This is a genomic window from Pseudomonas haemolytica (assembly GCF_009659625.1).
Classification (GTDB): Bacteria; Pseudomonadota; Gammaproteobacteria; order Pseudomonadales; family Pseudomonadaceae; genus Aquipseudomonas; species Aquipseudomonas haemolytica.
In genome coordinates this window covers 363,559-385,616 of record NZ_VOIW01000002.1, presented here as the reverse complement: position 1 = coordinate 385,616, position 22,058 = coordinate 363,559, and the positions used below count along the sequence as shown (strand labels likewise).

At 60.4% G+C, this 22,058-nt stretch carries 23 protein-coding genes; 8 read left to right on the top strand and 15 right to left on the bottom strand.

The features are described from left to right. Positions 1–189 precede the first annotated feature (189 nt). The 3 genes from FRT59_RS07930 to feaR all read left to right on the top strand — a co-directional run bounded on the left by FRT59_RS07930 (position 190) and on the right by feaR (position 3,304). Positions 190–1,689, top strand: a complete 1,500-nt coding sequence (locus FRT59_RS07930) for an APC family permease (RefSeq protein WP_153870870.1) — start codon at positions 190–192, stop codon at positions 1,687–1,689. Continuing rightward, complete coding sequence (locus FRT59_RS07925; protein WP_153870869.1) at positions 1,652–2,248, top strand: DUF3156 family protein; 597 nt, start codon at positions 1,652–1,654, stop codon at positions 2,246–2,248. The genes FRT59_RS07930 and FRT59_RS07925 overlap by 38 nt, the downstream gene beginning before the upstream one ends. A 114-nt stretch (positions 2,249–2,362) precedes the next feature. Continuing rightward, positions 2,363–3,304 (top strand): transcriptional regulator FeaR, encoded by a 942-nt coding sequence (gene feaR, locus FRT59_RS07920; RefSeq protein WP_153870868.1) that lies wholly within the window; start codon positions 2,363–2,365, stop codon positions 3,302–3,304. A gap of 70 nt (positions 3,305–3,374) precedes the next feature. On the opposite strand, the gene FRT59_RS07915 is transcribed toward feaR, so the two are convergent. Genes FRT59_RS07915 through FRT59_RS07895 form a run of 5 tightly spaced genes read right to left on the bottom strand, consistent with a single transcriptional unit; the run spans position 3,375 to position 7,446 of the window. Then, entirely contained in the window at positions 3,375–4,130 is a 756-nt protein-coding gene (locus tag FRT59_RS07915) for an SDR family oxidoreductase (protein WP_034120495.1), read from the bottom strand. Continuing rightward, positions 4,120–4,923 carry an SDR family NAD(P)-dependent oxidoreductase gene (locus FRT59_RS07910; RefSeq protein ID WP_198809613.1) on the bottom strand — a complete coding sequence of 268 codons (804 nt, stop codon included), beginning with the start codon at positions 4,921–4,923 and terminating at the stop codon, positions 4,120–4,122. Before FRT59_RS07910 ends, FRT59_RS07915 begins: the two co-directional genes overlap by 11 nt. Then, the gene (locus tag FRT59_RS07905; RefSeq protein ID WP_153870867.1) at positions 4,916–5,737 is read right to left on the bottom strand and encodes a molybdenum cofactor biosynthesis F family protein; all 822 of its coding nucleotides are present in this window, start codon (positions 5,735–5,737) and stop codon (positions 4,916–4,918) included. The genes FRT59_RS07910 and FRT59_RS07905 overlap by 8 nt, the downstream gene beginning before the upstream one ends. A 13-nt stretch (positions 5,738–5,750) precedes the next feature. Continuing rightward, positions 5,751–6,116 (bottom strand): cupin domain-containing protein, encoded by a 366-nt coding sequence (locus FRT59_RS07900; protein ID WP_153837949.1) that lies wholly within the window; start codon positions 6,114–6,116, stop codon positions 5,751–5,753. 31 nt (positions 6,117–6,147) lie between these two features. Beyond that, positions 6,148–7,446, bottom strand: coding sequence for an NAD(P)/FAD-dependent oxidoreductase (locus tag FRT59_RS07895; protein ID WP_034120491.1), 1,299 nt, complete (start codon positions 7,444–7,446; stop codon positions 6,148–6,150). A gap of 209 nt (positions 7,447–7,655) precedes the next feature. On the opposite strand from FRT59_RS07895, the gene hpaR reads away from it, so the two are divergent. Beyond that, positions 7,656–8,078 carry a homoprotocatechuate degradation operon regulator HpaR gene (gene hpaR / locus FRT59_RS07890; RefSeq protein WP_034120490.1) on the top strand — a complete coding sequence of 141 codons (423 nt, stop codon included), beginning with the start codon at positions 7,656–7,658 and terminating at the stop codon, positions 8,076–8,078. Between the two features lie 64 nt (positions 8,079–8,142). On the opposite strand, the gene hpaI is transcribed toward hpaR, so the two are convergent. The 8 genes from hpaI to FRT59_RS07850 are packed head-to-tail and all read right to left on the bottom strand — an operon-like array spanning position 8,143 to position 15,337. Beyond that, a complete protein-coding gene (gene hpaI, locus FRT59_RS07885; protein WP_153870866.1) occupies positions 8,143–8,943 on the bottom strand; it encodes a 4-hydroxy-2-oxoheptanedioate aldolase in 801 nt (266 codons plus the stop codon). A 16-nt stretch (positions 8,944–8,959) separates the two neighbouring features. Then, entirely contained in the window at positions 8,960–9,763 is an 804-nt protein-coding gene (hpaH, locus tag FRT59_RS07880; protein WP_153870865.1) for a 2-oxo-hept-4-ene-1,7-dioate hydratase, read from the bottom strand. An 11-nt stretch (positions 9,764–9,774) separates the two neighbouring features. After that, positions 9,775–11,079: an MFS transporter gene (locus FRT59_RS07875; RefSeq protein WP_153870864.1), complete on the bottom strand. Its 1,305-nt coding sequence runs from the start codon at positions 11,077–11,079 to the stop codon at positions 9,775–9,777. A gap of 45 nt (positions 11,080–11,124) precedes the next feature. Next, on the bottom strand, positions 11,125–11,517 hold the full coding sequence (locus FRT59_RS07870; protein ID WP_153870863.1) for a tautomerase family protein: 393 nt from the start codon (positions 11,515–11,517) through the stop codon (positions 11,125–11,127). 15 nt (positions 11,518–11,532) lie between these two features. Further along, complete coding sequence (gene hpaD / locus FRT59_RS07865) at positions 11,533–12,390, bottom strand: 3,4-dihydroxyphenylacetate 2,3-dioxygenase (protein ID WP_034120485.1); 858 nt, start codon at positions 12,388–12,390, stop codon at positions 11,533–11,535. Positions 12,391–12,438: 48 nt separating this feature from the next. Further along, positions 12,439–13,899: a 5-carboxymethyl-2-hydroxymuconate semialdehyde dehydrogenase gene (hpaE, locus tag FRT59_RS07860; RefSeq protein ID WP_153870862.1), complete on the bottom strand. Its 1,461-nt coding sequence runs from the start codon at positions 13,897–13,899 to the stop codon at positions 12,439–12,441. Positions 13,900–13,904: 5 nt separating this feature from the next. Beyond that, positions 13,905–14,675: a fumarylacetoacetate hydrolase family protein gene (locus tag FRT59_RS07855; protein ID WP_153870861.1), complete on the bottom strand. Its 771-nt coding sequence runs from the start codon at positions 14,673–14,675 to the stop codon at positions 13,905–13,907. Continuing rightward, on the bottom strand, positions 14,672–15,337 hold the full coding sequence (locus tag FRT59_RS07850; RefSeq protein ID WP_153870860.1) for a fumarylacetoacetate hydrolase family protein: 666 nt from the start codon (positions 15,335–15,337) through the stop codon (positions 14,672–14,674). The genes FRT59_RS07855 and FRT59_RS07850 overlap by 4 nt, the downstream gene beginning before the upstream one ends. Before the next feature lie 128 nt (positions 15,338–15,465). Between FRT59_RS07850 and hpaA the strand changes: the two genes are divergently transcribed. The 4 genes from hpaA to FRT59_RS07830 all read left to right on the top strand — a co-directional run bounded on the left by hpaA (position 15,466) and on the right by FRT59_RS07830 (position 19,765). Continuing rightward, positions 15,466–16,329, top strand: coding sequence for a 4-hydroxyphenylacetate catabolism regulatory protein HpaA (gene hpaA / locus FRT59_RS07845; RefSeq protein WP_034120480.1), 864 nt, complete (start codon positions 15,466–15,468; stop codon positions 16,327–16,329). Between the two features lie 179 nt (positions 16,330–16,508). Then, positions 16,509–17,774 carry a hypothetical protein gene (locus FRT59_RS07840; RefSeq protein WP_153870859.1) on the top strand — a complete coding sequence of 422 codons (1,266 nt, stop codon included), beginning with the start codon at positions 16,509–16,511 and terminating at the stop codon, positions 17,772–17,774. 93 nt (positions 17,775–17,867) lie between these two features. Further along, positions 17,868–18,764 carry a hypothetical protein gene (locus FRT59_RS07835; protein ID WP_153870858.1) on the top strand — a complete coding sequence of 299 codons (897 nt, stop codon included), beginning with the start codon at positions 17,868–17,870 and terminating at the stop codon, positions 18,762–18,764. A gap of 47 nt (positions 18,765–18,811) precedes the next feature. Further along, on the top strand, positions 18,812–19,765 hold the full coding sequence (locus FRT59_RS07830) for a hypothetical protein (protein ID WP_153870857.1): 954 nt from the start codon (positions 18,812–18,814) through the stop codon (positions 19,763–19,765). On the opposite strand, the gene FRT59_RS07825 is transcribed toward FRT59_RS07830, so the two are convergent. Next, positions 19,766–21,196, bottom strand: coding sequence for an efflux transporter outer membrane subunit (locus FRT59_RS07825; RefSeq protein WP_153870856.1), 1,431 nt, complete (start codon positions 21,194–21,196; stop codon positions 19,766–19,768). Beyond that, entirely contained in the window at positions 21,196–21,990 is a 795-nt protein-coding gene (locus tag FRT59_RS07820) for a helix-turn-helix transcriptional regulator (protein WP_034120477.1), read from the bottom strand. Before FRT59_RS07820 ends, FRT59_RS07825 begins: the two co-directional genes overlap by 1 nt. Between the last annotated feature and the right edge of the window lie 68 nt (positions 21,991–22,058).

The following is a 22,058-nucleotide window of genomic DNA, read 5'->3' as shown; positions in this document are numbered from 1 at the left end:
GAGGGTGCATTAGGACGAGCGGTATTGGCCTAAGTCTTTTCTCTGCGTGCCAGGGAATTGACCCTGGCCGCCAGGCAGCCGGCCGTGGCAGGCAGCAACAAAACCGGCGGCAGACAGGGGCAAGACGATCAACGCGGGTGGGGCGCAGAGTGCCGACACACTAAAAAAACCGCTTTCGAGGACCCCACCATGTCGATCAACGACCGACTCACCGCGCACCTCAACCGGGGCACGGTAGGTTTCCCCACCGCGTTGGCCAGCACCATTGGCCTGATTATGGCCAGCCCGGTGATACTCACCGCTACCATGGGCTTCGGCATCGGCGGCAGTGCGTTTGCCCTGGCGATGCTGATTGCGGTGGTGATGATGCTGGCCCAGGCGACCACCTTCGCCGAGGCGGCCTCGATGCTGCCCACTACCGGTTCGGTGTACGACTACATCAACTGCGGCATGGGCCGGTTCTTTGCGATCACCGGCACCCTGTCGGCGTATCTGATCGTGCATGTGTTCGCGGGCACCGCCGAAACCATCCTTTCCGGGGTCATGGCCCTGGTGAATTTCGAGCACCTCAATACCCTGGCAGAATCGGCCGGTGGCTCGTGGCTGCTGGGCGTCGGTTTCGTGATCGTGTTCGGGGTGCTGAATGCCTTTGGGGTCAGCGCATTTGGCCGCGCGGAGATCATCCTCACGTTCGGCATGTGGACCACCCTGATGGTGTTCGGCGTGCTGGGCCTGATCGCCGCACCGGCGGTGCAGTTGGAGGGCTGGTTCGGTGAGTCACTGGTCGGCACCGATCTGGTCACCGTGCTGTCGCTGGTGGGCATGGCGATGTTCATGTTCGTCGGCTGCGAGTTCGTCACCCCGCTGGCGCCGGACCTGCGCCAATCGGCCAAGGTGATGCCGCGGGCGATGATGCTCGGGCTGATGGGCGTGGCGACGTGCATGTTCATCTATGGCGCCGCGATGAAGCGCCAAGTTGAAAACGTGGTGCTCGATGCCGCGTCCGGCGTGCACCTGTTGGACACGCCCATGGCTATCCCACGGTTTGCCGAGCAGGTGATGGGGCAGGTCGGCCCATTGTGGCTGGGCATCGGCTTTCTGTTCGCCGGTGCTGCGACCATCAATACCCTGATGGCCGGCGTACCGCGCATCCTCTACGGCATGGCGGTGGATGGCGCCTTGCCCAAAGTCTTCACCTACCTGCACCCGCGTTTCAAGACGCCGCTGTTGTGCATCCTGGTGGCAATGCTGATTCCCTGCCTGCACGCGCTCTACCTGGGCGGCAACACCGACAACATCATGCACCTGGTGCTGGCAGCGGTGTGCGCATGGAGTTTTGCCTACCTGCTGGTGACGTTTTCGGTGGTGATCCTGCGCATTCGTCGCCCGGACTTGCCTCGGGCGTACCGTTCGCCGTGGTTTCCATTGCCACAGATCGTCTCGAGCATCGGCATCTTGCTGGGCATGTGGTTTATCACCCCGCCGGGCATGAACCCGGCCGACATCTACGTGCCGTTTGGGGTGATGCTCGGTGTGACGGCGAGCTATGCGTTGTTCTGGACCTTGGTAGTACAGAAGGTCAACCCCTTCAAGCCAGCCTCCGTCGAGGAGGTGTTGGCCAAGGAATTCAGCCATGAACCGGGGCCTGCCCATGACGGTTATAACGATTTTGCGGCAAAAACTGTTTGAACTGCTGCGCGCTGACCGTGCTCCGTCGGGGTACCGGCCGGGCGTGACCCTGGAACACCTGCGGCGCAACCTTGGGCTGGCGAGCTTTGAGCGGCTGTCGGCAAACAGCGCCCAGCTGTGTGTGGATGATGTGGCTTTGCAGATTGTCGAGCGCACTGAGTCGCAGCTCTTGATGCACCTGGTGATGACTGAATTCGTCCTGCGCATGCCTGCCTCGGCAGGCGGCACGGGTAGCTTCGACGTACACCATGGCGGCGTGATCCGGCGCAACGGTATTCGTCTGCGGCGTCGTACGGGCAACCAGGCCATCGGGCGTGAATTGCAGGCGCGCTTGGTGGCTGACGAAGCGTTGTTCCAGGCGCTGATGCCGCTGGACTTCAAGCGCCTGCGTATCGAACTGCGGGACCAGCAATGGTGGGTGCGCCTGGAACATATGGGGGGCAGTGAGGTGGTTAATCGGATGCCGGCGTTTCGGCGGTATATCGCGGTAAGCCCGGAGCAACGCAACCATTTACTGGCGGCGTTGGCTGGCATGAAGCGGGTACTGTCGAATCTCTGATTGGCATCATTAGTGCTTCTGCCAAGGGCAAACAGGTTGTTGTTGCGCGCATATAGATAACATGTTAACTATTGCGTCAGAACAACAAAAAGAACGCCACTGCGGAGACACCCCATGAGCATCCCACAGCATGCACCCGACGGGCTCGACAGCTGGAACCGCGAACTGCGCGCCGCGTGCGGTCACTTCGATACCGAACTGGCTTTTAACCGCTCGCTGTTTATCGGCGAGATCCACAATTTGCCGCGTGGCCTGGCCATCCTGCGCACCAATGCCGGGCTGATCAAGCGCCTGACGCACCATGCCGATCACGACAACGACCAGGAATGTTTCCTGGTCAGCCAGCGCAGCGGCTATTCGCAGATCACCCAGAACGATGAGACCGTACAACTGGCCCCCGGCGAGATGCTGCTGATGGACTCGGTGGGCTCCATCGAGATTACCCCCTTCGGTCTTATTGAGCACGCCTCGCTGTCGCTGTCGCGCACTGAGGTCTGCAAGCACCTGGGCGGCCAGGCGCACGCCTTCGGCAAGATCTCCTCGACCAAAGCCTGTGGGCGCATGCTGCATGTGCTGATGGACCAACTGTGCAAGGACGACACCGAAGACGACGTCACGCAAGTGCAGGCCTTGCAAGCAGCCTTTGTCTCGCTGCTGGGCTCGGCTTTGGAGCAGGGCGATGAGTGCCGCGAAGGCGTGGCCTCGTTGCAGGGCAATAACCTGCGCAGCTATGTGCAAAAGGTCATTGATGAGTCACTGAGCCAGCCTGGCCTGAGCCCGATTGGCCTGGCCAACCGCCTGAATATCTCGGTGCGGCACCTGTACCGCTTGTTCGAGGAACAGGACGACAGCGTCTGCCGCTACATTCAGCGCGCGCGGCTCAAGCGCAGTGCGGATGACTTGATCAACCCGTTCCTGCGCAGTGAGTCGATCACCTCGATTGCCTACAAATGGGGCTTTACCGACTCGGCGCATTTCAGCCGGTCGTTCAAGAAGCAGTTCGAGGTGTCGCCCAAGGATTTTCGGTCAAGCCGGCTGCAGGCGGTGGGGGCATAAACAGGTCCTTCAGGCTGCAGGAGATCAAATGTGGGAGGGGGCTTGCTCCCACATTGGACCGAGTTGAGTTTCAGACCTCTGGCAGGGTAGAGCCGCCGTCCACCACCAGGGTCTGCCCGGTGATATAGCCAGCCAAGTCAGAAGCCAGGAACACCATCGCCCCGGCAATATCCGCAGCCGTACCCAAGCGCCCCAACGGCACACGGCTGGCGATGCTGTCATTCAAGGCGGCATCGCCCAGGTTGCCCATCGCCGGCGTGGCGATCATGCCCGGTTCCACCCCATTGACCCGCACGTTCAACGGCGCCAGCTCCAGCGCCGCATTACGGATAAACCCATTCACCCCCGCCTTGGACGCCGCATAGTGGCTCAACCCTGGATAACCGACCCGATTGCCAGTGACCGAAGACGTCACCAGCACGCAACCCCGGCCTTGCTCACGAAACATCGGTAACGCCGCCTGGGTCAGCCAGAACAGCGCCGAGAGGTTCACCGCCAAGGTGCGTTGCAGGATCTGCGGGGTAATATCGGCAAACGCGGTCAGCGGGAAATACCCGGCGTTGTGCACCAGGATATCCAGTTGCGTCAGCCCTTGAACGCAGGCGAATACCGCCTCGGCTTGCGCCAGGTCGACGCCCACGGCCTCGACCTGGTAACCCTGCGCGCACAACCCTGTGGCCACCGTTTCGGCTTGTTCAAGCAGGCGGTCGGCAATCACCACCCGGGCGCCGCGTTGGGCAAATGCCTGGACGATACCCAGGCCAATCCCTTGGGCGCCGCCGGTGACCAGTACCACTTGGCCGCTGAAATCCAGGTCATTGGGCATGGGCAGACTCCAGGCGCGTAAACGCCAGCGTCGGCACGTCGACGATGCTGGACCCTCCGTCAGCTACCAGCGTGGCGCCGGTAATGATCGAGGCGTCAGCGCTGGCCAGGAAGCGGCACACCTTGGCGATCTCATCGGCACGGGCGGCGCGACGCAGGGGCACATCGGCACACACACGGTCGTACGCCTGCTGCAAGGTGTCGCCGTACGCGTCCATCAATGGCTGCATCTCCGCATCGGCCATCGGCGTGTGCACCCAGCCCGGGCATACCGCGTTCACGCGTACGCCGTGGGGCCCGTAGTCCCGGGCCAGCGAGCGATTGAGCCCGAGCAACGCATGTTTGGCTGTGGTGTAGCCGCACACGTCGGGCCCGGCCGCGAGCGAGGCGATGGAGCCGATCAGCACGATACTGCCGGCGCTTTCCTGCAACAGCGGCAGGCAGGCGCGGGCACTGTAGAACGCGCTGTCCAGGTTGCTGCGCAGTGCGCTTTCCCAGGTGGTCGGGCTGGTCTGGGTCGCGCTGCCCAGGCCATGGCCGCCGGCACACGCCAGCAGCACGTCAATGCGCTCGTAGTGGGCGCGGATCTGCCGGATAAAGTTGTCCCAGGTCTCAGGGCAGGCAGCATCGCCCACCAGGACCAGGCCGCCGGTTACCTGCGCCACCTGTTCCAGCGGCTCACGTCGTCGGCCGATCAGCACCAGCCGCGCGCCTTCCTGGGCGTACAGCTGGGCACAGGCTGCACCGATGCCGGTGCCGGCACCGGTGATCACCACCGTGCGCGCCTCAGTCACGGGGATACTCCGTGCGGTTGAGCACCTGGCAATAGGAACTGATCGGGAAGTTCGACAGCGTATCGAAAGACGCTCCGGCATAGCCGAAGATCTTGCCGTCGCTGCGGTGCTGTTGCAGGTCGATCAGCACCAGGCCGAGGGTGGGCACGATCTTCTCTTGCCAGACGAACAGGTACAGTTGCTCGGCGATCTTGTAGTAATGGCAGCGGTCGGTGTCGCACAAGCCTTGCTCCACGCCCTTGAGGCACTGCCAGGCGTAGAACCCCGCGTTGAGGTAGATGTGCTCGTAGACTTCGCTGGGGCTATAGCGGTACTGGTTGCGCAGGCCCACCAGTTCGTCGGTCGGCGCGTGCAGGCAGTGGCCGTCCTGCCAGGGTCGGTCGAGGCTGCCGTGGAGGAAGTCGGCGTGCACCGAGGTCAGCGGCTTGCCGGCCAGGGCGCGATGATAGAGCCCTTCATGGGTGTCTGCCTGATCCGGCAGGCGGCCAATCACGGCGGTAAACGACGCATTCGGCGTGTCCAGCACCAGGCTGATCGACCAGCTTTGCCCGGCCTCGTGCTTGATGAAATCCACCAGGTACAGGCCTGGGCGAATCGAACTGGCGCGGTAGGCGGCGCTGCCACTGGAGTGGCCATCGGCAGCGTGCCAGGCCAGGCGTTCCTGCTCGAAACGGTGTTCGATCTGCCAGCCATTGGCGAAGTGCAAGGTGAAGGTCTGGCCGGCCAGGTCGGCAAGGTTTGGCAGAATGAACGCCTCGGGTGCAAAACCGTCGGCCAGGGCGCCCACGGTGATCCAGTCAGAAGAACTCGTCATGGCAACGCCCTCCTTACACGACGGCGAAGTAGTGTTTGACGAAACTCTCGCTGACCACTTCCCACAGCACTGGCGTGCCCTTGGTCACGAACCAGCTGTCGCCGGCCTTGTAGCGCGTGGACTGGCCGGTGGACTCATCGGTGAGCACCACTTCGCCGGTGACCACGGTGGCCTGTTCGGCGAACGGGTAGACCATGCGGAACTTGCCTTGGGTAGTGCCGAAGTAGGCGCTGCTGACCGCATCGGTGGGGGCGCCGAAGGTCATCTTGCCGAAGGCGCGCACTTCGCCTTCGAGGATCTCGGAGCCAAGGTCGGCCACGGTGCCCCAGGCATCGAGTTCCGACAGCTGGACGTTGTGTTTGATCGTAGTGAGGGTCATGGCAGTGGTTCCTGATGAGTGAGAAAGTGGATCAACGGCGCCCGTTCCAGTAACCGGAAAGTTGGTGCCAGGATTTACCCGCCGTCAGCAGCAGAGGGCGGATCGCGTCCTTGCCGATAATGGTCGGGCGGTGGATCGAGCTGACCAGGTCATAGCGCGCCGAGCCTTCGCTCATGCCTTCGGCCAGGACCTTGCAGATGATGTGGCTGGGGGTGACGCCAAAGCCGGAATAGCCCTGTACGAAAAACGCATTGCTGCGCCCCGGTAAGGTGCCGACCTGCGGGAACAGGTTGGGGCTGCACGCCATCGGGCCACCCCAGGCCAGGTCGATTTTTACGTCCTTGAGGTAGGGGAAGATCTTCAGCATGAGGTGGCGGTTCCACGCTTTAAGGTCGCCGGGAATGTGTTCCACCAGGGGCGTCGCTGCGCCGAACAGCAGGCGGTTTTCATTGGTCACGCGGTAGTAGTCGATCACTGGGCGGATGTCGCTGTAGGCGCCACGGATCGGGCTGATGCGCTGGATCAATTCTTCAGGCAACGGCTCGGTCATCATCTGGAACGCGTAGGTGTTGATGGTCGAGCGGTGCAGTTCCGGCTCCAGCTTGTTGAGGAAGCTGTCACAGGCCCACAGCAACTTGCTGGCGCGCACCGAGCCGCGGCCGGTGCGCACGGTAATGCGCTCACCGTAGCTGACTTCCAGGGCCGGGCTGTTTTCGAAGATCCGCACGCCATGGCTGGCCAGCGCGGTGGCCTCGCCCAGCAGCAGGTTCAGCGAATGCACATGCCCGCCGCCCATGTGCAGCAGGGCACTGGTGTAGGCGTTGGAACCGATGATCTGTTGCACATCCGAGCCGCCGAGAAAGCGGATCTCGTGCTGGCTGTTGATGGACTTGAAGTCCTTTTCCCAAGCACGCAGGGTTTTTTCCTGGCGGGCGTTGAAGCCCATGTAGCCGTAGCCGTGGCAGAAATCGGCATCGATGTTGTACTTGGCGATGCGGTTCTTGATGATGTCGGCGCCCAGGTCGCTGATCTCGAACACCTGGCGCAGGCCGTCTTCGCCGACGTCTTTTTTGATCTTCTCCAGGTCATGACCGATGCCTGCCATGATCTGCCCGCCGTTGCGGCCGGTGCCGCCAAAGCCCAGGTAGCGCGCTTCGAGCACGACGATATTGGTGATGCCTTTTTCTGCCAGCTCCAGGGCCGTATTGATTCCGGAGAAGCCGCCGCCGATCACCACGACGTCAGCGTCGATGTCCTGTTCCAGGGTGGGGAAACTGAGATTGTATTTCTTGGTGGCGGTGTAATACGTAGGGGTTTCGATGTTGATCATGGCGCAGCCTGAAAAAGTAAAGGAAGGCTCTAAAGCGGATGCCTCCATTAGGGGCCCTGACGGGATGGAAGTCTTGATCCTGCCTGCCCGGGTTTTTGATTCAGCGCGCCAAGGGCAGGTGCGATTTACAAGTTAATCGCGCGTTCGTTGGCAGGGAATGCTAAAGTTTCGTTAAATTATTAACTAAATGCTTCGTGACCCCTGATCCTATGCTCAAACCTCGACAATCCCTGACTTTAGCCTTGTTGCAAGCCCGCGAAGCGGCCATGAGTTTCTTCCGCCCCTCCCTGAATGAACACGGCCTGACCGAACAGCAATGGCGAATCATCCGCATCCTCGAACAGCACGGTGAGTTGGAGATTTACCAACTGGCGGAACTGGCCTGCATCCTCAAGCCGAGCATGACCGGCGTATTGGTGCGCATGGAAGCGGCTGGCATGGTGCACCGGCGCAAGGCCGAGCAGGACCAGCGCCGGGTGCTCATTACCCTGGCAGACAAGGGCAAGGCGAGTTTCGAGTCCATGAGCCAGTGCATGGAGGCCAACTATCAGCGCTTGCAGGATCAGTTTGGCGAAGAGAAATTCCAGACCCTGTTGGGGTTGCTGGATGACTTGAAGAACATCAAGCGATAAGGCGATCTCCCCAACACAGGAGATCAAAATGTGGGAGGGGGCTTGCTCCCTCCCACATTGGATCTCAGTAGACACCACCGGTATTGGCAGCCACCGGTACGTCTTTGAACTTCCCGGCCAGGTTTTGCAACCCCCGCATCAACACCGTGGTATCCACCCCCACCGCCACAAACTTCGCCCCCAGCTCGATATAGCGCCGCGCCAGGCGTTCATCCGCACTGAGAATTCCCGCCGCCTTGCCGGCCCGAACGATGCGCACGATGGCGTCCTCGATCGCCGCTTGCACCTCAGGATGCCCAGGATTACCGCGATGGCCCATGGACGCGCTCAAGTCCGCCGGGCCGATAAACACACCGTCCACGCCTTCGACGGCGGCGATGGCCTCCAGGTTGGCCAGGCCTTCGCGGTTTTCAATCTGCACCAGCAGGCACATCTGCGCGTCGGCCTGGTCGAGGTAATCGGGGAGGCTGTTCCAACGCGAAGCACGGGCCAGCGCGCTGCCGACGCCTCGGATGCCCTGTGGTGGATAGCGCAGGGCGCGCACCAGCTCCTGGGCCTGGGCCGCGCTTTCGACCATGGGCACCAGCAGCGTCTGGGCGCCGATATCCAGCAGTTGCTTGATCAGCGCCGTGTCGCCGATCACCGGGCGGATCAACGCCTGGCTGGGGTAGGGCGCTATGGCCTGTAATTGCGCAAGCATGCCCGGCAGGTGGTTGGGCGCGTGTTCGCCATCGATCAGCAGCCAGTCGAAGCCGGCGTTGGCGGCCAACTCCGCGCTATAGGCATTGGCGAGACCGAGCCACAGGCCGATCTGTACCTCGCCTTGGTGAAGGCGTTGTTTGAAGCGGTTGACAGGCATGTCCATGACAGTCCTCCAGTATTCAGACGAAGCGACAGGCGATCGAGCCGAGCAGGTCGTAGTCGACGTGGAAAGTATCCCCGGGGCGGGCCGCGACCGGGCGGGTAAACGAACCGCCAAGAATCACTTGGCCGGGCAGCAACGTGACGTCATACGGCGCCAGCTTGTTGGCCAGCCACGCCACGCCCTTGGCCGGGTGGTTGAGCACCGCCGCCGAGACGCCGGACTCTTCGATCACGCCATTGCGATACAGCACCGCTGGCACTTTGCGCAGGTCGATCTCGGTGGGGCGCACGGCGCGGCCGCCGAGCACCACACCGGCGTTGGCGGCGTTGTCGGAGATGGTGTCGAACACCTTGCGGGTCACTTGGGTCTGCGGGTCGACCTGCTGGATGCGTGCGTCGATGATTTCCAGCGCCGGGATCACCCATTCGGTGGCGTCGAGCACATCGAACACCGTGCAGTTGGGGCCCTTGAGCGGTTTGCCGAGGATGAACGCCAGTTCCACTTCCACCCGTGGCACGATGAAGCGCTCAAAGGGAATGTCGCTGCCTTCGTCGAAAAACATGTCATCGAGCAGGGCGCCGTAGTCGGGCTCGGTGATGTTCGACGAGACCTGCATGGCCCGTGAGGTGAGGCCGATCTTGTGGCCTTTGAGCGTGCGCCCGTCCTTGATCTTCTGTGCCACCCAGGCCCGCTGGATAGCGTAGGCGTCCTCGATGGTGATGCCGGGGTAGTCGAGGGAAAACTGGCGCACCTGTTCGCGGCTGCGTTCGGCGCGGTCCAGGTGGGCGGCGGCGGCGAGAATTTGCTGGGAGTCGAGCATGGCATCGGTCTCTAGTGTGGGTTGACGATGGCGGCATGGGTGCGCAGCACCAGCAGGCCGCCGAGGGCGATAAACAGGGCGAGTACGTACAGGGCCAGGCTGGCGCTCTGGGTGGCGTCGCGCATCCAGCCGATCAGGTAGGGCGCGAGGAACGCGGCGATGCTGCCGAACGAGCTGATCATGGCGATGCCCGCCGCCTGGGTCGTGTTGGAAAGAAACGCCGGCGGCAGTTGCCAGAACATCGGCAGGGCCGCGCTGGCGCCCATGCCGGCGACCACCAACCCGCTCATCACCAGCAGCGCGTTGCCTGGCGCCAGGCCCGCCACGGCAATGCCGGTCGCAGCCATCAGCAGCGGTACGCACAGGTGCCAGCGACGCTCGCGATAGCGGTCGGAGGAGCGCCCGCAGCCGATCATGAAGAAGCAGCCGGCCAGGTACGGCACGGCGCTGAGCAAGCCGACCTGGCTGTCGCGGCCGATGCCGGCGCCGTGTATCAGGGTCGGCATCCAGAACGCCAGGGTGTTGACCGCGAGCATGACCGCAAAGTACACGGCCACCAGCAGCCACACTTGCGGGTCACGCAGAATGCCGCTGAACGAGGTGATGGTCTTGCGTTGTTCTTCGTTGCTCAGCTGAGTGCGCAGTTGCTGTTTTTGCTCGGCGCTCAACCAGTGCACCGACTCGAAATTGTCCGGCAGGCACTTGAGCACCACCAGCCCCAGCAATACCACGGGCGCGCCTTCGATCAGGAACATCCACTGCCAGCCGCGCAGGCTGCCGACGTCATGGAAGTTCTCGAGGATCGCCCCGGAAATCGGCCCGCCCAATACGCCGGCCATGGGGACGGCAATGGCAAACAAGGCGGTGACCTGGGCGCGACGACGGGCCGGGTACCAACGGTTGAGAAACACCAGAATCCCCGGGAAAAACCCGGCCTCGGCCACCCCCAATAAGAAGCGCAGCACGTAGAACCCGCGGGCGCTCTCCACCCACAACATGCCGGTGGAGAGCAGGCCCCACACCACCATCAGGCAGGCGATCCAGCGCCTTGGCCCAACGCGGTCCAGGGCGATGTTGCTGGGCACGCCGAACAGCGCGTAGGCAATGAAAAACAGGCCGGCGCCAAAGCCGTACACCGTGTCGCTGAAATGCAGGTCGTTGCTCATCTGCATCTTGGCGAAGCCGATGTTGATGCGGTCCAGATGGGCGAACAGGTAACACACCAGCAACAGGGGCATCAGGCGCCAGGTCACCAAACGATGGGTGCGGTCGTGCTCAGCAAGCAGCAGGCTTGCAGTGGAGTGGGCTGTGCTCATGATGTTGTACTTTTTGTCTGAGTGGCCGTGAGGGGAGGGCGGGGTTTACCCCGCCGCGTTGTTCAGAAACGCATGCACATTGTTCTGCTTGAAGTTGAGCTGCGGGTGCAACTCCACCATCTCGAACGACAGCGCCAACAAGCGTTGCGCTTGCAACTCGGCGAAGTGCGCGGTGATCACCGCGAACACGGCTTCGGCCACCGCCTGGCGCGTGGCCAGGTCGCGGCCATGGCCGACCTTGAGGGTCATGTGCACAAAGGCGTAGTCATGCTTGCCGTCCGCCATGCGCCAGGTGTCCAGCCGCACAGCACGGCTGCGGATACCGCCGAGGGGGAACACGCCACTGTCTCCCAGCACCCGGTGGACTTTTTCAAACAGGCCGGGCAGGTCGGCCTGTTGCGAGAGGTTGTCGGTGTATTCAGCGATAAAGTGCGGCATAGGTTTCTCCCAAAGCTACAGCGGGAAAATCGCGTTGATCTGGCCGGTGCCCGAACTGCCAAACGGCGGCGTGATGATCTCGGCCGGCTTGGCATAGTCCGGCCCACCCAGCAGGCCCAGGAGCATGGCGGTGTCGTGCATCTTGCCTTCGCCAAAGCAGTGTTCGGCGTAGTCCGGCAGCATCGCGCAGAACTCCTTGAAGCGGCCTTGCTGCCACATCTCGACCACGTGCAGGTCTACCTGCTTGTCGAATTCGCGGGTCCAGTTGTGGATATTCGCTTCGGCCTCGCGGTCGTCGGAAAAACGGTGGGACAGCGACCCGGACGCCAACACCAGCACCTTGCGGTCGCTCTTTTCGATGGCCCGGCGTACGGCGGCGCCGAAGGCGAAGCTGTCTTCCAGGCGATGCCAGGCACACCAGGCAGCGATGGAAATGACCTTGAACTTTTCGTCCTCGGGCACGCCCATGTGCATGTAGCGCATGGGCACCAGAGTGCCGTATTCCAGCTCCAGGCTCGGGATGTTATGGGCCATGCTGCGCACGCCGGCCAGGTTGGCTTCGGCGGCGATCAACTCACCCAGCTCGGGGCAGCCTGGGTAGGCGTAGTCCATGTTCTTGATGAAGTGCGGCAGCTCGTTGCTGGTGTAGGTGCCCTGGAAGTGTTCGCCGCAGTTGACGTGATAGCCGCTGTTGACCAGCCAGTGCACGTCGAACACCACGGCGGTGTCGGCCCCCAGTTCGCGGGCGCGGCGCCCGATTTCCTTGTGCCCGGCAATCGCCGCTTCGCGACAACCGTGATGCTTGCCGGGCAGTTCCGACAGGTACATCGACGGTACGTGGCAGATCTTCGCTGCCAGAACCACTTCGCCCATGATGATTCTCCTGAATAATTATTCTTGTAAGGCCTGTAGGAGCGTGTTTCAGATGCCCCAGCGCGGAATATGATGACTGCCCATGGAAATACACACGTTCTTGATCTCGGCAAACACTTCAAAGCTGTACTGGCCACCTTCACGGCCGGTGCCCGAGCCTTTCACCCCGCCGAACGGCTGGCGCAAATCACGCACGTTCTGGCTGTTGATAAATACCATGCCCGCTTCAATACCGCGCGCCAGGCGGTGGGCCTTGCCGATGTCCTGGGTCCAGATATAGGACGCCAGGCCGTATTCGGTATCGTTGGCCAATTGCAGCGCCTCGGCTTCGTCCTTGAACGGGATCAGGCACACCACCGGGCCGAAGATTTCTTCCTGGGCGATGCGCATCTTGTTGTTCACATCGGCGAATACCGTCGGCTGGATAAACTGGCCGCGGCTCAAGTGCCCAGGCAAGTTGGCCGGCCGCTCCAGCCCACCGGCCAGCAGCGTAGCGCCTTCCTCGAGGCCGATCTTGATGTAGCCGGTGACCTTGTCGTAATGAGCCTGGGTGATCATCGAGCCGACCTGGGTCTTGGGGTCCTGAGGGTCGCCCACAATCAAGCGCTTGGCCCGCGCCGCGAATTCGGCGACAAACTGCGGGTAGACACTTTCCTGGATAAAAATCCGGCTGCCGGCGGTGCAACGCTCGCCGTTGAGGGAAAAGATCGTGAACAGCGCGGCGTCGAGGGCCCGCTCAAGGTCGGCGTCTTCAAAGATCAGCACCGGCGATTTGCCGCCCAGCTCCATGGAGTACTTTTTCAGGCCCGCGGTCTGCATGATTTTCTTGCCGGTGGCGGTGCCGCCGGTAAAGGAAATCGCTCGCACATCCGGGTGGCGCACCAGGGCATCGCCGGCGGTGGCGCCGTAGCCCTGGATCACATTGAGCACGCCGTTGGGGATCCCGGCTTCCACCGCCAGGCGTCCCAGTTCATTGGCGGTCAATGGCGACAGTTCCGACATCTTCAACACCGCCGTGTTGCCCAGGGCCAGGCACGGCGCGGTCTTCCAGGTGGCGGTCATGAACGGCACGTTCCACGGTGACACCAGCCCGCACACGCCCACCGGCTGGTACAGGGTGTAATTGAGCATCTGGTCGTCCACCGGGTAGCTGTGGCCGTCCATGCGTGTGCAGACTTCAGCGAAGAAGTCGAAGTTGTGCGAGGCGCGTGGGATCAATACGTTTTTGGTCTGGTGGATCGGCAGGCCGGTGTCGAGGGTTTCCAGCTCGGCCAGGCGTGGCACGTTCTGTTCGATCAATTCACCCAGTTTGCGCATCAAGCGTGCGCGCTCCTTGGCCGGGGTGTTGGCCCACTTGGGGAACGCCTCCTTGGCCGCCGCTACGGCCTGCGCGACTTCTTCGGCGCCGCCGCTGGCGACTTCACCAATGGCCTCGCCGGTAGCCGGGTTGTAGTTGATGAACACGTCTTTACTCTCGACCTCACGGCCGTTGATCCAGTGTTTGATCATGTTGCTCAAGCCTCTTTGCGCGCGGAGAAAAACGCCGTCTCACTGACAATACGGTTGACCAGGCGGCCCACACCTTCGACTTCCACCACCACTTCATCCCCCGGCACCACATCGGCCAGGCCCTCGGGCGTACCAGTGGCAATCATGTCGCCGGGTTGCAGGGTCATGAAGCTGGACAGGTATTCGATGAGGTAGGGGATATCGAAAATCATGTCCTGGGTGCTGCCTTCCTGGCGCAGCTCGCCGTTGATCCAGGTGCGCAGCTTCAGGTTGCTCGGGTCGGGCACATCGGCCACATCGACAATCCATGGGCCGACCGGGGTGGTGGCGTCGCGGTTTTTAACCCGCAGGTTGGGGCGGTAGTAATTTTCCAGGTAGTCGCGGATCGCGTAGTCGTTGCACACCGTGTAACCGGCCAGGTAATCCAGGGCGTCGGCGCGCTTGACGTTGCGTGCGGTCTTGCCGATCACCGCCACCAGCTCGCACTCGTAGTGCATGTAGGCGACGTTGTCCGGGCGCCAGGTGACTTGGCGGTGGCCGGTGTAGGTGCCGACCGACTTGATGAATACCAGCGGTTCGGTCGGCGGTGTGAACGCCAGTTCGGCGGCGTGATCGGCGTAGTTCAGGCCGAGGGCGAACATAGTGCCGGTGGCGGGTGGCAACCATTGCACATGTTCTTCCGCGAGCCGGCGGCCATCACTGAGGCGCACGCTGTAATCGTCGTCTACCTGTACGGTATGGATTTGACCTTCAAAACGAATACGTGCGTGTTTCATGCCGATGCCTCCGCTTGAACGATATTGAGCAAGCGACCGACACCGCTGATTTCAACTTCAATCCGGTCGCCAGGCTGCACATCCACGCGGCCTTCTGGCGTGCCAGTGATCAGCACATCGCCGGGGTGCAGGGTCATGAATTCGCTGATCTCGGCAATCAATTGCGGGATGTCCCGCACCCACTGGGCGGTGGAGTTTTCCTGGCGCAGTTCGCCATTGACGAAGAGCTTGAGGTCCAGCCGGTTGGGGTTGGCCACTTGATCCCGTGCAATCACTTGCGGCCCGAGGGCGCAAAACCCATCGCGGCATTTGGCTTTGACGGCGGGGCGGTAGTAACTGTCTTCCGGCAGGCTGAACTCGTTGACCACCACATACCCGGCCACATGGGCCATGGCATCGTCCAGGCTGACGCGGCTGGCCCGCTGGCCGATCACCACACCTAATGCCGGGCCTGGTTGCAAGCGTTCGCCCGCCGGCTGCAGCACCACGCCGCCGTGTGCATTACGAGTGTTGGGGGTCTTGATAAACAGCACCGGCTTGGCCGGCGGCTTCTGGTAGGGCGCCTGCTGGAAGGCGGCGAGATGTTGGTCCAGCAGGCCCTGGTAGTTCAGCGCAACGCCGAACAGGGTGCCGCTGGCAACATCATGCAGGGTACGGCTCATGCGTTTCTCCTGGCGGTGACGACGGCTGCGTAGGCAGTTCGTTAAGTTGTTAACGTTATAATTAATATGTTAACTACCGTCAAGCATGGCAAACTCCAGCGGCATCGGAACAACAAGAAGAGAGCCGCGTGAAGCCGATTCCCAATATCAACATCGGGCAGGTCTACGACCAGCGCTACAGCGACGCCGAGGTGCATTACGACAAGCTTGGCAACCTGGCGGGGTTCTTCGGGCGCAATATGGCCGTGCATCGGCATGACCGGTTTTTCCAGGTGCATTACGTCAAGAGTGGCGCGGTGCGGGTCTACCTTGATGACCGCCAATACGTCGAGTCGGGGCCGATGTTTTTCCTCACGCCGCCCACAGTAGCCCACGCCTTCGTCACCGAAGCCGATGCCGACGGGCATGTGTTGACGGTGCGCCAGCAGTTGGTGTGGGGGTTGATCGACGCCGACCCCAGCCTCGCCTCCGGTGCGGCCTGTGTCGCGCTGGGCGGTGACGCCGAAGGGCTGGATCAGCTATTCGAAGAGCTGTGCAGTGAGATCAACGCCGAACGGGCAGGGCGTGCCGCCGCCCTCGACAGTCTGACGCGCCTGATCATGATCCGCTTGCTGCGCCTGTGCGCCCACGCCCTGCCGGCGCGCCCGATGGCTCATGAAGACCTGCGCATCTTTCATCGCTTCAACGAACTGGTGGAGGCGCACTACCTGGAACATTGGCCGCTGGCACGCTATGCCGAAGGGATTGGTGTGACACCGGCGCGGCTCAACGAGGTGTGCCGACGCATTGCCGACCTGCCCTCCAAGCGCTTGATACTTGAACGGCTGATGCAGGAAGCCAAGCGTCTGTTGCTGTTTACCGGTAGTTCCGCGAATGAAATCTGCTACCAGCTCGGGTTCAAGGACCCGGCGTATTTCAGCCGGTTTTTCCTTCGTCATGCGCAGATGACGCCTGGAGATTACCGACAGCAACTGTCAGGAAAAAAACCGTAAATAACAGAAAACTCTCCTCGCATTTTTTCAACGTTGAAGGCTGCTGATACAAGTGGCTGGCCCACTAACAGGAACCTATCGGGCGAGGGCACCACTGAGTAATCGAACATTTAAGTGGCAGCAGGGGGGGCGCTGTCTCCCTGTTTCAACCTATTCGATGACTGAGAGAGTGAGTGTGTATGTTTGGAACGCTGACGCAAAACCATTATTACTCTGCGCAGCAGATGTATTCCCGTAGAGCACCCATTGAGCAGAGTGATTCTACGCCCGGGCGTCATAGTCGTGCCGGGAATGAAATGCGTACTGTCTCTGGGCCGCCCGCCAGTAATAAACCAGCGGCGCGCGAAGACTTTTCAGAGTTGGGTGTTCTTTTGAACTTACTGGTAGGGACCCTGAAAACGATTGTTGAGGACATACATCCTCACACCACACCTGACCTGAATAAAGAGGCCGATGGCACGCCTGTACATTCCAATGATCATAAAAATGATCTGCTCGCCTTGACCTCATTGCTGAAGTTGCTCGGTGAGTCGTTAGGGACAGTGCCGCAGGAGAACAACCCACCTGTGGTGCCGGTAACCCCTCCCCAAGACGCGCCCGCGACCGAGGAGCCGCTTGAACCCGCCACACCGATCCTTCCTCCCATAAAAGTTCGTTTAGAAGATGTGGGCAAGCCAAACCTGCGTTTCGTGCCGCCGTCGGGGTGGACGCCGTCGCCCGTGTTGCCCTCAAGTCTGACGACGCCGGACGACGACAACGAGGTTGATCCTTTTGACGAACTTGAGCTTGCTGACGGTCGGGGTGTGAGGGGCGGGCTCCGTTTGGATGACTACGAGCGTAAACGAATATCCAGCCAGCACCCGCAGTATGACGTTGCTAACTTGCCGATGTCTGGAAAAAGAAAAGGTGAAAAACCGGAGGACATGAAAAATGGCCTTGCTTCAATACATGAGCCTTATCCGTGGCTGGGCCACGATAAACGCACAACGTTCGTAGAAGTCATAAAGATGGGGATGGATAAATACGGCCAGACAGTTGACAGCGTTTTCAATGAAGTGACGGCTGTAGACGGTGGATATGATGTGACCATGAAGGACAACTTCAAACTCTTTATTTCCCATAAGGAGTTGGGCATGGCAAGAAAGGCCAGCCGGTTTGCAGGCGCTGATGAAGGCATGCTCGGAGACGCTTACTTTATGTTTGGAGTGATGTGCAAGCGTGGTCAAATTGAAAGAGCCCCTTGGGCCGATGCCTATAATTATGTTTGGAGTGACAAGGTGACTAATACTTACCTGGATGTTCTGGTTAACTCCACTGCGGAGCATGATCGGGAAAAGCTGGTTATCTGGTTAGGGTTAGGCCGACATTTAAGTCCACAGGAAATAGCTGCAGGTGCCTATGAGCCCTACGTTCATCAGAACAATGGGCTTACTCGGCGTCGTTGATTCATTCAGAGATGTTTCCCAAGCCTGTATGGTTACAATATTTACGTGCCGTCACGTTATCGTTGACTATTATTTTTATGCTGGAGAATAGCGGTGTCCGTTTCTTCCATTCAAAGCGTCCTGCCCAACTATCGTGAACCTCCTTATTGGCCAACTGCCACAGCATCGACAGCACTATCGAAGCCGCCTTCGACAGAATCGCTGGAGGCTCGTAATCAGGTTTCACCCGGCACGTACGCGCCATCGTTCAACAGCTTACGTCATTTGGTTACCAGGCTCGGCGTTGTCGCGACGCGCCTGATCCAGCAGCCTTCATCGCCGATGGCGCAAGGGCCTGTTAACAATGCTCAAAGGCAGGCTCCGGCTGTTGGCAAAGTACCCAATTTCTATCTACCGGATAACGCCCAGAATGCAGTGGAACAAATAGCAGATATTGTCTCCGCGTTCTATCAAGGTCCAACGGGCAATTGCGTGACAGTCGCATCCATCAAGGCAGCCATGGCAAGGTTTGGACATAGCCCTCATCAGGTTTTTCAAAAAGTCACTCGGTTAGATGATGGATTTGACGTGGTTATGAGGGATAACTACACATTGAAAATAACTGATGAAGAACTGGAAGAAGCTAAATACGGAGCAGGCTTCGAGACGACTAAACCAGGTAATGCAGTGTTCACGAGTGCGATATTTTTATTTGCGGTGAGCGCGAAACGGGCGCAGCTGGAAAATAATGATGACATTGCCAAGCGTAGTTTCGAGACGGCTATGGCCACACTCAATGATGGTGAATTTGCCGGGGAAGGTCTTCTTCGCTTGGGGCTGAAAGGGCATATGGTTCGCACCAATATCAAGGAACTAATGAGAGGCGCTATCGGTACGATTGCGAACAACGGTCACGACCTTGCCGTCATGGGTGGTTATTTAGACGTGTATGGAAACAAGAAAAGGCTGATGAGAGACATGCATTGGAAAGCTGGCATTAAACTCGTCTAGAACTGTTTTTGCTCAACGCTAGGATATCTATTGATAAGGAGTGTGTGATGAGTGGTTTCAGCAAGGTATCAGCGTTGTCCAAAACCCTGATAGGGGGTGATCTGCACAATTCAAGCCTGCGCGACGATGTGGTTGAACACGATTACAAGCAAGCTGACGACCGCTCTCAGCGCTTGACGGGGTTGATGACAGAGCTGGGCGTATTAGCGCAACGCTTATCGGCGATGCTTGATAAGCCCTCTCATCGCACGCGTGAGATGCCGCCCCAGCCGGATTTTTTACGGACGATGAAAGAGGCGCCTGTCGGTCGTAGGGTATCGGTTATGCCCGACACTGATAAGTCTGTTCAAAACGGCTACAGCCAGGGCGTACGGGCGCTCAAAGACGATGGCCCGATTATCCTCGGTGCGCCTGATACGGTAGGTATAAAGCCAGGCGATATTTTCAGTGATTTTACTCAAGGCGCGAAGGGTGATTGTGTTGTCATCGCGGCTATCAAGGCGGCCATGATGAAATTCGGGCATAACCCCCATGGCATTTACAAAAAAATAGAAACCACCCCTGATGGCTTTAACATCGTTATGCGCGACGACTTCACGTTGCATATAACCCAGGCAGAGTTGCGGCATGCCATGGGTAAAGCAGGGTTTGAAGCCCATGCCCCAAGTGATGTGCTCACTCACGCTAAGTTTTTATTTGCGGTGAGTGCCAAGCGAATCCAGCTGGAGCGGTATTACGATAATGATGAGGAAACTTTCAACGATTCCATCGCTGCGCTGAACACTGGAGATTACCCCGGTGAGGCCCTGCGCCGCCTGGGGCTCAGCGCGCGCGTTGTGGCAGCGACAATGAAAGACCTGAGGAATGGCGCGATAGGCACATTAGCCACCGGGGGCCATGTCGGATTAGTCGTTGACGGTTATCTGGATCACTACGGCAAGGTCAAGCTTACTGACACCAATCGAGGCATCGCGGGCAACATCGGCTTGAAACTGGTGTAACTACTGCATTAAACGGGCGATGGAAGCGTGACCATCCCCCCATGCCCCACCCAGCGCTGTATACAGATTCACCTCCGCCACCAATTGCGCCAGCCGATCCACAATCAGCGCTTGCTGGGAACTGAACAACGCCCGCTGCGCGTCGAGGAACGTCAGGTTGCTGTCCACGCCGCTGCGGTATCGGTGTTGGGCCAGGTCGTAGTAATTCTGGTTGGCGGCGACGAAATCCCGTTGCGCGTCCAGTTGGTCGTTGAAGGTCTGGCGGGCGGCGAGGCCATCGGCGACTTCCTGGAAGGCGGTCTGGATGGACTTTTCGTATTGGGCCACCGTGATGTCTTTCTGCAGCCTGGCGTAATCGAGGCTGGCACGCAGGCTGCCGGCGTTGAAGATCGGCAGGTTGATCTGCGGCTGGAACGTCCAGGTGCCCGAGCCTCCCTTGAACAGCCCCGACAGTTCCTTGCTGGTGCTGCCGGCATTGGCCGTCAGGGTCACGGACGGAAAGAACGCGGCACGGGCGGCACCGATGTTGGCGTTGGCCGCCTGCAACTGGTATTCGGCCTGGAGGATATCCGGGCGGCGTTGCAGCAGGTCGGAGGGCAAACCGGCAGGGACACGGGCGACCAGTTCATCGGCTAGTGGGCGCGAAGGCAGGTTGTCATCCACCGGGCCGCCCACCAACAGGGTGAGGTTGTTGAGGTCCTGGGCGACCTGGCGTTCATAGCGGGCCACGCTGGCGCGGGTGCTTTCCACCGCTGTACGTGCTTGTACCACTTCCAGCGCCGAGGCTTTGCCCGCACTTTTACTGCGGCTGGTCAACTGCCAGCTGTGGTCGTTGGCCACCAGGGTTTGCTCGGCCAGGGCCAGCAGTTCCTGATCGGCCCGCCAGGTCAGGTAGGCATTGGCAACGTTGGCAACTAAGCTCAATTGCACGCTGCGACGCGCCTCTTCGGTGCCCAGGTAAGTGAGCATCGCCTGTTCGCTGAGGCTGCGCACGCGGCCGAACAAATCCAGCTCATAGGCGCTCAGGCCCAAGGTGGCGGAATAGTTGGAGGTGATTGCCGACTTGCCGGTGCCGGTCACGCCCCGCGGCAGTTTCTGGCGCTTGCCGGCGCCAGTGGCGGATATCGCCGGGAACAAATCTGCACGCTGGATACGGTACTGAGCCTGAAAAGCCTGCACATTCAGGGCCGCGACCCGCAGATCGCGGTTGTTGACCAGCGCCTCACCGATCAACCGTTGCAGCGCCGGGTCGTGGAACAGCTGCTGCCAGTCCGCGTTCTGCGTGAGGGTGCCGGCCTGCGCCAGGCTGTACACGCCGCCCTGGGGATACTGCGCGGGTGTCGGCGCCGCGGGCCGTTGATACTCGGGGATCAACGAGCAACTGCCGAGCATCCAGGCGACGCCGACGGTGCAGAGCGTGAGTTTGTTCATCAGGCGCCCACCATCCATTTGGCCAGGCCATGTCGGCCACTCACGCCAAGCTTGGCGGCAGCGCGCTTGAGGTAGGTCTCGATCGAACTGTTTTTCACACTGAGCTTTTCTGCGATCTGCGGCACGGTGCCTCCCGTCAATAAGCCCAGGCAGACTTCCTGCTCCCGCGCCGACAGGGTGATATCGCTGAGGGACAGGCGCTTGTAGAACTCACGCTGCAACTGCGATTGCTCCAGCAAGTTGTGGGCCGGCTCGGTCTCGGTGTGGTGGGCCTGGCGCAGGATCTGCGCGTGCCGTTCCATCAGTGGCAACAGGGTGTCTGACAGGCATTTGAGAAATGACAACTCAGCCAGGGAAAAACCACGTTGGGTCGGCGGGCGGTAGAACGAGATCACGCAACGCCGATTGCTTTGGCGCGAGACCAGGTTGCACTGGTGTGAGCTGCCCCGCGGATGTGTGCTGTTGGCCTTGGCTTTCATCTGGATCAGCAGCGGGTCTTGCATGCGCAGCATTTCCCGCAGCAACGGGTGGTCGTTCAGCGGGTGCAGGGTCTGGGGTACAGACAAATCCTGTTTAAGCCCGGCGCTGCCCAGCAACTTGATGTCCAGTACGCGGTCGCGCAGTTCATCGAGGGTCCATTCGCTGAGGTCTACCAGGTGAATCGGCACCCACTTGTCCACCAGGTGCAGCATGTTGGCGGCAAAATGTTCGTCGCCGCTGTTTGAAATCAACTCGCCCATTTCGGCATAGAAATGCGGGCCGCGTGTGTCGCCAATACTACGGGTCAGACTCATAGCCATCTCATCCTTGATGTCGAAAACCGTCTATGGATGCCCTGGGCTCTAACAGGACGATCCTTACT

Coding starts and splice junctions, on each gene's coding strand:
- FRT59_RS07930 (WP_153870870.1), top strand. CDS start 190: ATGTCGATCAACGACCGACTCACCGCGCACCTCAACCGGGGCACGGTA.
- FRT59_RS07925 (WP_153870869.1), top strand. CDS start 1,652: ATGACGGTTATAACGATTTTGCGGCAAAAACTGTTTGAACTGCTGCGC.
- feaR (WP_153870868.1), top strand. CDS start 2,363: ATGAGCATCCCACAGCATGCACCCGACGGGCTCGACAGCTGGAACCGC.
- FRT59_RS07915 (WP_034120495.1), bottom strand. CDS start 4,130: ATGCCCAATGACCTGGATTTCAGCGGCCAAGTGGTACTGGTCACCGGC.
- FRT59_RS07905 (WP_153870867.1), bottom strand. CDS start 5,737: ATGACGAGTTCTTCTGACTGGATCACCGTGGGCGCCCTGGCCGACGGT.
- FRT59_RS07900 (WP_153837949.1), bottom strand. CDS start 6,116: ATGACCCTCACTACGATCAAACACAACGTCCAGCTGTCGGAACTCGAT.
- FRT59_RS07895 (WP_034120491.1), bottom strand. CDS start 7,446: ATGATCAACATCGAAACCCCTACGTATTACACCGCCACCAAGAAATAC.
- hpaR (WP_034120490.1), top strand. CDS start 7,656: ATGCTCAAACCTCGACAATCCCTGACTTTAGCCTTGTTGCAAGCCCGC.
- hpaI (WP_153870866.1), bottom strand. CDS start 8,943: ATGGACATGCCTGTCAACCGCTTCAAACAACGCCTTCACCAAGGCGAG.
- hpaH (WP_153870865.1), bottom strand. CDS start 9,763: ATGCTCGACTCCCAGCAAATTCTCGCCGCCGCCGCCCACCTGGACCGC.
- FRT59_RS07875 (WP_153870864.1), bottom strand. CDS start 11,079: ATGAGCACAGCCCACTCCACTGCAAGCCTGCTGCTTGCTGAGCACGAC.
- FRT59_RS07870 (WP_153870863.1), bottom strand. CDS start 11,517: ATGCCGCACTTTATCGCTGAATACACCGACAACCTCTCGCAACAGGCC.
- hpaD (WP_034120485.1), bottom strand. CDS start 12,390: ATGGGCGAAGTGGTTCTGGCAGCGAAGATCTGCCACGTACCGTCGATG.
- hpaE (WP_153870862.1), bottom strand. CDS start 13,899: ATGATCAAACACTGGATCAACGGCCGTGAGGTCGAGAGTAAAGACGTG.
- FRT59_RS07855 (WP_153870861.1), bottom strand. CDS start 14,675: ATGAAACACGCACGTATTCGTTTTGAAGGTCAAATCCATACCGTACAG.
- FRT59_RS07850 (WP_153870860.1), bottom strand. CDS start 15,337: ATGAGCCGTACCCTGCATGATGTTGCCAGCGGCACCCTGTTCGGCGTT.
- FRT59_RS07840 (WP_153870859.1), top strand. CDS start 16,509: ATGTTTGGAACGCTGACGCAAAACCATTATTACTCTGCGCAGCAGATG.
- FRT59_RS07830 (WP_153870857.1), top strand. CDS start 18,812: ATGAGTGGTTTCAGCAAGGTATCAGCGTTGTCCAAAACCCTGATAGGG.
- FRT59_RS07825 (WP_153870856.1), bottom strand. CDS start 21,196: ATGAACAAACTCACGCTCTGCACCGTCGGCGTCGCCTGGATGCTCGGC.
- FRT59_RS07820 (WP_034120477.1), bottom strand. CDS start 21,990: ATGAGTCTGACCCGTAGTATTGGCGACACACGCGGCCCGCATTTCTAT.